The sequence below is a fragment of the Actinoplanes sp. NPDC049802 genome (assembly GCF_040656595.1).
GTDB lineage: Bacteria > Actinomycetota > Actinomycetes > Mycobacteriales > Micromonosporaceae > Actinoplanes.
Map to the genome: position 1 here is coordinate 190305 of NZ_JBFAMR010000007.1, position 10396 is coordinate 200700.

General features: G+C 73.0%; 10 protein-coding genes. 6 read left to right on the plus strand and 4 right to left on the minus strand.

What is annotated here, in order from left to right:
• Positions 1 to 7 precede the first annotated feature (7 nt).
• From AB0I88_RS07815 to AB0I88_RS07830, 4 genes are all read left to right on the plus strand, one after another.
• On the plus strand, positions 8 to 916 hold the full coding sequence (locus tag AB0I88_RS07815; RefSeq protein ID WP_361019888.1) for a cyclase family protein: 909 nt from the start codon (positions 8 to 10) through the stop codon (positions 914 to 916).
• Complete coding sequence (locus tag AB0I88_RS07820; protein WP_361019891.1) at positions 913 to 2124, plus strand: tetratricopeptide repeat protein; 1212 nt, start codon at positions 913 to 915, stop codon at positions 2122 to 2124. Before AB0I88_RS07815 ends, AB0I88_RS07820 begins: the two co-directional genes overlap by 4 nt.
• A gap of 123 nt (positions 2125 to 2247) precedes the next feature.
• Complete coding sequence (locus AB0I88_RS07825) at positions 2248 to 2970, plus strand: tetratricopeptide repeat protein (protein ID WP_361019894.1); 723 nt, start codon at positions 2248 to 2250, stop codon at positions 2968 to 2970.
• Between the two features lie 39 nt (positions 2971 to 3009).
• Positions 3010 to 3720, plus strand: a complete 711-nt coding sequence (locus AB0I88_RS07830; RefSeq protein ID WP_361019897.1) for a LamG-like jellyroll fold domain-containing protein — start codon at positions 3010 to 3012, stop codon at positions 3718 to 3720.
• Here AB0I88_RS07830 and AB0I88_RS07835 read toward each other — a convergent pair.
• Positions 3710 to 4828: a glycoside hydrolase family 18 protein gene (locus AB0I88_RS07835; protein ID WP_361019901.1), complete on the minus strand. Its 1119-nt coding sequence runs from the start codon at positions 4826 to 4828 to the stop codon at positions 3710 to 3712. The genes AB0I88_RS07830 and AB0I88_RS07835 overlap by 11 nt on opposite strands.
• An 86-nt stretch (positions 4829 to 4914) precedes the next feature.
• Here AB0I88_RS07835 and AB0I88_RS07840 point away from each other — a divergent pair, with 86 nt between their 5' ends.
• Positions 4915 to 6870 carry an alkaline phosphatase family protein gene (locus AB0I88_RS07840; protein ID WP_361019904.1) on the plus strand — a complete coding sequence of 652 codons (1956 nt, stop codon included), beginning with the start codon at positions 4915 to 4917 and terminating at the stop codon, positions 6868 to 6870.
• A 6-nt stretch (positions 6871 to 6876) separates the two neighbouring features.
• Positions 6877 to 7986: a hypothetical protein gene (locus AB0I88_RS07845; RefSeq protein WP_361019907.1), complete on the plus strand. Its 1110-nt coding sequence runs from the start codon at positions 6877 to 6879 to the stop codon at positions 7984 to 7986.
• A 66-nt stretch (positions 7987 to 8052) separates the two neighbouring features.
• Here AB0I88_RS07845 and AB0I88_RS07850 read toward each other — a convergent pair whose 3' ends face one another.
• The 3 genes from AB0I88_RS07850 to AB0I88_RS07860 all read right to left on the minus strand — a co-directional run.
• Positions 8053 to 8889, minus strand: coding sequence for an SDR family NAD(P)-dependent oxidoreductase (locus tag AB0I88_RS07850; RefSeq protein WP_361019910.1), 837 nt, complete (start codon positions 8887 to 8889; stop codon positions 8053 to 8055).
• A gap of 191 nt (positions 8890 to 9080) precedes the next feature.
• Positions 9081 to 9752: a DedA family protein gene (locus tag AB0I88_RS07855; RefSeq protein WP_361019913.1), complete on the minus strand. Its 672-nt coding sequence runs from the start codon at positions 9750 to 9752 to the stop codon at positions 9081 to 9083.
• 317 nt (positions 9753 to 10069) lie between these two features.
• The coding region (locus AB0I88_RS07860) for a sigma-70 family RNA polymerase sigma factor (protein ID WP_361019916.1) at positions 10070 to 10396 on the minus strand (327 nt) is incomplete at its 5' end.

Consider the following 10396-nt stretch of genomic DNA (forward strand, 5'->3'; position numbering starts at 1 on the left):
GGGAGCCGTGCTGGATTACCGGGCCGAGTTCGACGCCGAGGTCGCCCTCGAGGGCGGGGGCGAGTTGCGGGCGCGCGGGTTCCGTCTGGACATTCCGCATGCCGACGTCACCGAGGAGGAGGTCACCGCGCTGCTGGTGGCCGCGCTCGCCCCGCAGCGGGTGGAGCGGGCCGAGGTCCGCGACATCCGGATCATCTCGGAACCGCATCCGCCGGCCGGCCGGCCACCCGCCGAACGGGTCCGGTACGTCGAGCTCAGCCACGTCATCGCGGCCGGACTGGTCACCTACCCCGGCCTGCCGGCCCCGGAGATCACCCCGCACCTGACCCGGGAGGCGTCCCGCGGCGTGTACGCGCCGGGCACCGAGTTCGCGGTGGACCGGATCAGCATGGTCGGCAACACGGGCACCTATCTGGACAGCCCGTTCCACCGCTTCCCGGACGGCACCGACCTGGCCGGGCTGCCGCTGGACCGGCTCGCCGAACTGCCGGCCGTGGTGGTCCGCGCGGTCGGCGGCGAGCGCGGCGTCACCGCCGAGATGCTGTCCGACGTGGCGGTCACCGGCCGGGCGGTGCTGCTGCACACCGGCGGCGACCGGCACTGGGCCACCCCGGCGTACGCGACCGGCGCCCCCTACCTGACCCACGACGGCGCCCGCCTGCTGGTCGACCGGGGCGCCGCCCTGGTCGGCATCGACGCCGTCAACATCGACGACATCTCACCGGGGACGAACGGCGAACGGCCCGCGCACACGCTGCTGCTGGCCGCCGGCATCCCGGTCGTCGAGCACCTCACCAACCTGCGGGAGCTGCCGCCGTCCGGCGCCCGGTTCACCGCCGCCCCGCCGCGGGTGACCGGCTTCGGCACCTTCCCGGTACGGGCTTTCGCGACCGTCCCGGCCGAGGATCCACGATGACACGCGACCTCGAACTGGCCCGGATCCAGCTCGGCCGCGGTGAGCCGGCCGCCGCCGCGGAGCTGCTCGGCCCGCTGCTGGCGGCCGACCCGGACGACGTGGCCGCCCTCGTGCTGATGACCCACGCCCAGCTCGCCCTGAAACGGCCCGGCCTCGCCGACGAACTGGCCCGGCGCGCGGTCGAGCACGCCCCGGACTGGCCGGACGCGCTGGCCGCCCTGAGCCGTGTGCACACCGAACTCGGCCGGCACGACGAGGCGATCGCCGCCGCCCGGGCCGCCGCCGACCGGCAGCCGGAGAACCCGTACCGGCACAACCGGCTGGCCTGGGCGCTGCTGGAGGAGGGCCGCCATCCGGTGGAGGCCGAGCACGCGGCCCGGGAGGCGGTCCGGCTCGACCCGCAGGAGGCCGATTTCCGGATCACCTACGCCATGGTGATGAAGCAGCTGAACCTCACCGAACGGGCCCGGCAGGCACTGCGCGACGCGCTCGGGCTCGCCCCGGACCACGCCGTGGCCCGGCACGAACTGGCCGCTCTCGACGTGGTCGGGCACCACCCGTTCGCCCTGGCCCGGCTGGCCCGGGGCGCCTCCGGGCTGGTCGGCGCGCTGCGGGCGGACCCGCGCCAGGACGCCAGCCGGTTCCTGCTCGACGCGGCGCTGCGGCAGTTCCTGGTCTACACCGCGATCATCCTGGTGCTGCTCGCCTATCTGGGCTGGCGGGTGGCCGAGTCGTCGGCGCCGGGCGCCCGGCTCGCCGCGGCCGCCGCGGTGCTGGTCCCGGCGGCCTATGCCGGCTACTTCGTGGGCCGTCTGGACCCGTCGCTGCGCGGCTACCTGTGGGGCCTGCTCACTCACGGCCGCCAGCGGATCGCGGTGACCGCGGCCGGGCTGGCCTTCGCCCTGCTGCTGGCCGCCCTCGTGGCTCCGGCGTCCTGGCTGGGCGGGCTGCTCGGGACGGCCACCGCCGCCGGCTTCGCGGTCCGGCTGCTCACCGCCCCGGCCGACGAGCCCGGCGAATCCGGGCGCCGGCTGTCCACCTATTCGCTCTGGCTGTTCGCCGGCGTCTGCGCCGCCCTCTCCTTCGGCTTCTGGACCACGGACACCCTCGGCCCCGCCTGGCGCCCGGCCGCCACCGCGGCCACGCTGACCGCCACCGTCTACACCCTCCTGCTGATCCACCGCCGCCGCGGCACTGCCGCCGGGTGACCACCCACTCAAGCCCGGCGGGCGCGGCACGGCCCGGACCATGCGGGAAGATCGCGGTGTACGGGCGGTGCCGTTCCCTTGCGTACCACTAAAGTTCTTCCGGTTTCGGCCGATGGAAACGGCGTGATCACTGACCGCGAACCTGGAGCGGCCCTGACCTCCCCCAGCGATGCCCCGGCGCTGGCTTTCGCCGATCCGGGCGACCTCGGGGTGGCGCGTGCCGCGGCCCTGTTCGAGCACATGCAGCCGGAGAAGGCGGCCGAGCTGTTGACGCCGGTGCTGGCGCAGCGGCCGGAGTCGGCGCCGGGCTGGATCCTGATGGCCCGGATCCGGCTGGCGCTGGACCAGGTGGAGCCGGCGCTGGAGGCGGCGAACCGGGCGGTGGATCTGGCGCCGGACGATCCGCGCCCGCTGGCGATCGCGAGCCGCGCGCTGACTCTGCTGGGGCGGCACGAGGAGGCGATGAGCATGGCCTATCGCGCGGTGATCGTGGAGCCGAAGAATCCGTTGTGGCACGACCGGGTGGCATGGGCGCTGCTGGCCGCGGACCGGCAGTTGGCCGACGCGGAGCAGGCCGCGCGGACGGCGGTGGGCCTGGACCCGAACGAGGCGCACTACTACTTCACGCACGGGGTGACGCTGGCCGCGCTCGGTCACGTGGATCAGGCCCGGCAGGCGTTGCAGACGTCGTTGCGGCTGGAGCCGGAGAATCCGGTGGCCAAGCACCGCCTGGACGTGCTGAACGGTGAGGCCGTGCCGGTGGTGGAGAAGAAGAAGCGGGGCTGGCGTCTGTTCGGCCGCAAGGAGGACGGCAAGCCGACGCGCCCGGAGGAGTTCCGTCCCTGAGCCGGGGATGCAGAATACGGCATAAGTAGTATTCCGGGCATGAGATCATGTTTGTCCGCTGCGATTCTGGCGTTCGCGACCCTCGTCGCTGCCACGCCGGCGTACGCGAACGAGCCGTTGCTCATCGCGCACTACGGCTTCAACGGGCGGGCCGGCGCCATCATCGACGAGACCGGCAACGGCCACACCCTGCGCGTGCTCTCCTACCAGGGCGGCCGGGTCCGCGCCGTGGCGCACGGCCCCGGGGCGGCCCTGGCCTTCCCCGGAAAGTGCACCCGGCTCGTCTGCCCGCACGTCGTCCTCCAGAGCGGCGCCTCGGCCGACCTCAACCCCGGCGCCCGGGACATCGCCTTCGGCGCCGACGTGCTGCTGCCACCCGGCCAGACCAGTCCCGGGCAGAACATCCTCCAGAAGGGCTACTCCACCGTGAGCAGCCAGTACAAGCTGCAGATCGACGGCGTCGCCGGGCACCCGAGTTGCGTGCTGGTCGACGTCCGGCGGCCCGTCATCCGGATCGCCCGCAGCGTCGTCACCACCGCCGACGGCCGCTGGCACCGGGTGCGCTGCCAGCGCAGAGGCACCCTCCTCGACATCTACGTCGACAACGTGCTGCGCGGGCGGACGCGTGTGCCGGCCGGGCTCACCGTCACCAACAACCAGCCGCTGCGCATCGGATCGAAGGGCGCCTACCGCGACAACGACCAGTTCAACGGGGTGCTCGACAACGTGTGGGTACGCATCAGCCGCTGAGCGCACGCAGCAGCGCGCCGTCGTCGCTGTCACCGGACAACTCCCACGCGAACAATCCACCGAGACCGCGATCCCGGGCGTACGCCACCTTGGCGGCGACCGTCTCCGGCGTGTCGTACGACCACCACTGGTCGCCGCAGGACGCGTACGCCGTACCGCCCAGGGTCCCGGTCGGCGGGCACCGGGCGGCCAGCACCCGGTAGTCCTCCAGCCCGCGCGCCGTCCCGGTCCACCCCCGCCCGTAGAAGCCGACCCCGATCAGCAGCTTCCCGGCCGGCACCCCGGCCCGCAGCAACTCGTCCACGGTCGCCGAGGTGGCGGCGGTCTGCCGCGGAATGCCGGGGTAGGGCGTCAGCGGGGAATGCGGCACACCCGTCTCCTTGCCGCTCCCGGCCGCCCCGAAATAGTCGTACGTCATGGCGCCCAGCCAGTCCGCGTGCCGGGCCGCCGACGCGTAGTCGGCGGACCGCAACCGTCCCACGTCACCCGGCACCGCCGCGCTGATCAGCGCACCCGGCCCGAGCGCCGACCGCAGCGCCGCCAGAATCCCGGTGAGCGCCGCCGGACCGCTGTCGTCACAGGTCATGCCACAGGCGTTCGGGTACTCCCAGTCGATGTCGATACCGTCGAACAACCCGGCCCAGCGCGGATCGGCGAGCAGCGCCCGGCACGACTCGGCGAAGGCGGCCGGATCCCGGGCCGCCTCGGTGAACCCGGCCGAGCCGGTCCAGCCGCCGAACGACCACAGCACCCGCAACCGCGGATGACGCGTCTTGAGCTTGCGCAGCTGCCCGAAACTGCCGCGCAACGTGTCGGCCGCCGTGTCGGCGACCCCGTCCACGCTGTCCACCGCGGCGACCGGACGCTGATGGGCGGCCCACGCGTCACCCGTCGCGCAGCGGCCGCCGGTGACCCGGCCGAACGCGTACGTCAGATGGGTGAGCCGCTCGGCCGCCAGATCCTTCACCCGGAAATCGCGCCCGTAGACGCTCCACTCGGTGAGATACCCGGCCACCAGCAGCGGCTCCGCCCGGGGCAGCGGCGCCGGCGGGGCGCCGCACGCGGCGAGCAGAAGGACCAGGAGCGGGAACGCCGACCGGAAGCGCACCGGCCCGAAGTTATCCGCCCCACAGCCCGGATGGCTCACCGTTCCCCCGTTCGGGTTCAGGTGCGCCGGTGTGTAATGGTCGGTTCGTGGCCATCCGCACTCAAGCACGCTGGGCCGTCAACCGGGCCCGCGCCGTGCTGCGCAGCGCCACCTTCACGTTCGTGGTGCTCACCCTCACCCTGTGGCTGATGCCCGGGGTCGCCGGCACCGACATCGTGGACACCCTCGGCCTCGTGGTGCTGGTCGCCGCCGTCGGCGCGGTGCTGCGGCCGCTGCTGCTGCTCGGCATCACCGTCCTCGGCGGCTGGGCGGCCATGCTGCTCGGCGTGGTGGCCCAGGTCGTGGTGATGGTGGTGGCGCTGCGGTTCGACCCGGGCAGCCGGATCAGCGGGCTGCCCAGCCTGGTGGTCGCCGCGATCCTGGCCGTCATCGTGGCCGCCCTGCTCGACTGGGCGGTCGACAGCGGCAGCGACGACACGTTCGTCCGCGAGGCCCGCCGTCTGATGCGGGGCGTCCGCCGCCGCACCGACGGCCGCCTCCTCGCCTTCCGCCGCCCGCCCGCCGGCACCGAGCCCGGCCTGCTCATGGTGCAACTCGACGGGGTGGCCGAGCCGGTGCTGCGCTGGGCGGTCCGGGCCGGCAACCTGCCCGTGCTCGGCCACTGGCTGCGCACCGGCAGCCACACCGTGCGCGGCTGGCACACCGGCCTGCCGTCGACCACCCCGGCCTCCCAGGCCGGCATCCTGCACGGCGCCACCCGGCAGGTACCCGGCTTCCGGTGGTACGAGAAGGACACCGGCAAGCTGATGGTCTCCAACCGTCCCCGGGACGCCGCCATCATCGAGTCCCGGCTCAGCGACGGGCGAGGGCTGCTGCGCGACGGCGGGGTGAGCATCAGCAACGCGTTCAGCGGCGACGCCGTCACCAGCCTGCTGACCATCAGCCACGCGGCGCTGCCCGGCCGCACGGCCCGGGGCTGGGCGGCGTTCATGGCCTCGCCGTACGGCTTCACCCGCGCCCTCGTCCTCGGTGTCGCCGAGGTGCTCACCGAGCTGCACCAGGCCCGGCTCCAGCGGCGCCGCAACCTCCAGCCCCGGGTCAGCCGGTCCGGCGCCTTCCTGGCGCTGCGCCCCGCCTCGATGCTGCTGCGCGACGTCAACGTGTCGCTGGTCGCCGAGCAGATGGCCCGCGGCGTCCCGGCCATCTACTGCGACCTGGTCGACTACGACGAGGTGGCGCACCACGCCGGCCCGGCCCGCCCCGAGTCGATGCGCCAGCTGGAGAACCTGGACCGGATGCTCGGCGTGCTGGAACGGCTCGCCCCGGAAGCGGCCCGCCGCTACCACCTCGTGGTGCTCTCCGACCACGGGCAGAGCCAGGGCCCCACCTTCCGGCAGCGATTCGGTGAGAGCCTCGACGAGGTGGTGGGACGGCTGGCCACCGAGGCGATGGTGGTGTCCTCCGGCAATCTGTCGATGATCTACCTGAACCGGTTCCCGCACCGGGTCGGCCGGCAGGCCATCGAGCACGCCTACCCGCGGCTGGTCAGCGGGCTGGCCGGGCACCCGGGCATCGGGCTCGTGGTGGTCCAGGACGACGACGGGCCGGTGGCGTACGGGCCGGGCGGCGCCCACCGGCTGCGCGACGGGTCGGTCACCGGCACCGACCCGCTCCTGCCGTACGGGCCGTACGCCCGCGCCGATCTGCTGCGCCATCAGAGTTCCGCGCACGTCGGCGACCTCGTGGTGATCAGCTCGGTGGACCCGGAGACGCTGGAGGTGTCCGCCTTCGAGGAGCTGGTCGGTTCACACGGCGGCCTCGGCGGCTGGCAGACCGACGCGATGCTGGTCCATCCCGCCGCCTGGCCGGTCGCCCCCGAACTGAACGGCCCGGACGCGGTGCACCGGCAACTGCTCGACTGGCTGGTCATGCTGGGCCTGCGCCGGCCCGACCCGGCCCCGCTGGAACGGTCCACGCCGATACCCGCAACCGACCCGCAAGCGGAGGAGATCGCGCGACTTTCCCCCATCCGGGAGGGTTAGACCCATGTGCGACTGCTCGTTCTGACCCTCCTGCTCGTCCTGTCCGCCGCGGCACCGGCCAACGCCGTCGAATCCGCCGTTCGCTCCGCCCCCACCTTCAACGGAACCGTCCACGCGGTCACCTACCTCCGCGGCACCGTCTACGTCGGCGGCGCGTTCACCAAGGCCGGCTGGGGCGGGCGCAGCTACGAACGACAGCGGCTGGCGGCCTTCGACGGTCGCACCGGAGCGCTGCTGGACTGGGCGCCCCCGGCGGACGGCACGGTCCGCGCGCTCGCCGCCACTCCCGGCGCCGTCTACGCGGCCGGCGGCTTCCACCGGGTCGCCGGCGAGAAACGGGACTCGATCGCCCGCATCGACCCGGTCACCGGGACCGTCACCTCGTTCCAGCACCAGATCACCGGCACCCCGTACGCCCTCGCGATCGGCAACGGCCGCCTCTACCTCGGCGGCAGCTTCACCGCCGTGAGCGGCCGTGCGCTGCGCAACCTGGCCGCGTTCACCCTGGCCACCGGCCGCCTCGACACCGGCTGGCGAGCCGGGGCCGACGACCGCGTGCACACCCTCGCGATCTCCGGCGGTCAGGTCTTCCTGGGCGGCGCCTTCCGCGAGGTCAACGACGACCGCCGCTCGGTACGCCTGGCCGCCGTCGACGGCAACACCGGCGTCCTCGACCGGTACTTCCGGCCCAAGGTGGCGGCCGAGGTGAACGCCGTCACGGTGAACGACACCGGCGTCTACGCGGCCACCGGCGGTCAGGGCGGCCGCGCCGTCGCCTACACCCTCGACGGCACCATCCGCTGGCAGCGGGTCTTCGACGGCGACGCCACCGCGATCACCACGGTCGGCGGCGTGGCGTACGTCGGCGGCCACTTCGACCGGGTCTGCCTCACCACCCGCAACGGAGCCCAGGGCGCCTGCCTGGACGGATCGGCCCCGCGCGTCAAACTGGCCGCCGTCACCGGCGACGGCCGGCTCACCGACTGGAACCCGGAGGCCAACGGCGTCATCGGGGTACGCGTGCTGAGCACCGACCCGGCCGGTGGCCCCCTCGACGCGGGCGGCGACTTCACCATGATCGGCGGCCTGGAACGCCACCGCTTCGCCCGCTTCTAGATCCTCCCGGTACGCGGCTTCGCCCGCTTCCAGATCCTCCCGGTACGCGGCGGAGCCACCCGATCCTCACAGCCGCCCGGTCAGCCGGCCCAGCCTCTCGGTGAACGCCCAGTAGCGGGCCGGCGCGATCCGGGTCAGCAGGTCGCCCGCCTTCGCCTCACGGGTGATCAACAGCCGTGGGCGTCGGTTCCGCACGGCCGCCACGATCTGCCGGGCCGCCTCCTCCGGCGGCAGGGTCAGCGCCGCCGCGGCGAACCGGCGACTCTGCTCGGCCTGTTCGCCGTCCGGGTCGGGGCCGCTGACGCGGGCGCCGGCCGCGATGCCGGTGCGCACGCCGCCCGGGTGCACCACGGTCACCCCGACCCCGCGGGGTGCCAGCTCGTGCCGCAGCGCCTCGGTGAAGCCGCGGACCGCGTACTTGCTCGTCGCGTACGCCACCTGGCCGGGCGGCGCGAACAGCCCGAACAGGCTCGACATGTTCACCAGGTGCGAACCCGGCCGCCCCAGCAACTGCGGCAGGAACGCCTTCGTCATCCGGATCACCGCGTGCAGGTTGATCTCCAACAGCCAGTCGATGTCGGCCGTGCCGTTCTCCTCGAACGTCCCGAGCAGCGTCACCCCGGCGTTGTTGATCAGAAGATCGGCCGGGCCCTGGCGCGACGAGACCTCCGCGGCCAGGTCCAGCCGATCACCGCCATCGCTCAAATCCACGGGGTACGCCGTGACGCCCGCCGCCCCGAGCTCCCGGGCCAGTCCGGTAACCCGCTCCAGACCCTCGGTGTCCCGGTCGACCAGGGCCAGTTCGGCGTGCCGCTTCGCCAGGTCGAGCGCGAGCGCCGCCCCGATCCCGCCGGCCGCCCCGGTGATCACGCAGGTACGCCCCGCGAACGCGAATCGCCGCACGTCCAAGACTCCCCTCGGCCACTGACAACCGGCGCCTGACGGCCGCACAGGATCCGCACCGCCCGGTCCGGCAATCTTCCACCGTCAGCAGGCGACGCCTGTACCGGCTGCCCCTGTCCCGATCCGCGGGAGACCCGTTCTCCTCCCAGCCGCGAACGGCTGGGGTTCCACGGAGAATCCTGCTGAAGACGTCAGGCCTGGGTCTGGCTCTCCTCGACGGCGAGTTGCGCGGACCGGGCCCGCCGCCGCCGGATGTGCCGCACGTGCAGCGTCACGTAAGTGCCCAGGGCCACCAGGAGCACGGCGACCACCGGCCACTTGTACTTGTGCGCCTGCCCCATGATGTGCACCAGGTTGGCGCCGAGCAGGTAGGCGACCGTGCACCACCACCCGACCCACAGCGCCGCCCCGATCGCGTTGTAGATCAGGAACGTCTTCCATGGCATCCGGGTGATCCCGGCGATCACACCGTTGAGCTGGCGCAGCCCGTCGATGAACCGCGCCACCACGATGATCCGGTTACCGCGCTTGGCGAAGAACCGTTCAGCCTTCTCCAGCCGGGCCGGGGTCACGAAGATGTACTTCCCCCAGCGGTGCACGATCTTGCGGCCGCCGCGCAGCCCGATCCAGTAGCCGATGTTGTCGCCGATCACCGCCGTCACGAACGAGATCAGCGCGACGAGGTAGATGTTCATCCGCCCCGCGCCGGCATAGATGGACCCGGCGACCATGATGGTCTGCCCGGGCGCGGGCACACCGAAACTCTCCACCACGATGACGCCGCCGATCGCCAGATAACCCCAGCGGTCCAGGATCGGGGCCACGTTGTGCAGGAGCCCGGGAAGGTCGGCAGTAGGTGGCATCCGCTAAACGGTAGCGCCGCCCGGTAGCAACCGACACAGGGACCTGTGCGGTGGGATCGATCAGACCTTTCAGCCCGGGCACCCAGGGCCCGGACCGACTCCATCGGCGGTGGTCGTGCTCGACTTCTACGGCTTCTTGTCGATCGCCGGCTCCTTCGCGGTGGTGGTCCGCTTCGGGCGGCCGTCGGCCGCTTCCTCACTGCCGGTAGCGGTCGAGGCGATGGCGTCTGTGTCACATCGCCTCGACCGGCCCGAACCGGTACAACACGGCGGCGCCGACCTGCTGGTCGGCGCCGCCGTCGTCGGATGGAGGGGGCTCAGATGGAGTCCGGAGCCAGTTGGCCCCGCAGCTTGGTGAGCGCCTTGGTCAGCAGTCGCGAGACGTGCATCTGGGAGATGCCGATCTGGTCGGCGATCTGCGACTGGGTGAGGTTGCCGTAGAAGCGCAGGGTGAGGATCTTCTGCTCGCGCTCGTCGAGGGTGGCGAGAGCGGGGCCGAGGGCGACGCGGGTCTCGGCGATCTCGTATTCGTGGTCCTCGCCGCCGAGCGTGTCGCCGAGTTCGGTGGTGCCGTCGGCGCTGATCGGGGTGGAGAGGCTGGTGGCGTTGTAGGCGCGGGCGCCTTCGAGGCCTTCGAGGACGTC

Coding starts and splice junctions, on each gene's coding strand:
- AB0I88_RS07820 (WP_361019891.1), top strand. CDS start 913: ATGACACGCGACCTCGAACTGGCCCGGATCCAGCTCGGCCGCGGTGAG.
- AB0I88_RS07830 (WP_361019897.1), top strand. CDS start 3,010: ATGAGATCATGTTTGTCCGCTGCGATTCTGGCGTTCGCGACCCTCGTC.
- AB0I88_RS07855 (WP_361019913.1), bottom strand. CDS start 9,752: ATGCCACCTACTGCCGACCTTCCCGGGCTCCTGCACAACGTGGCCCCG.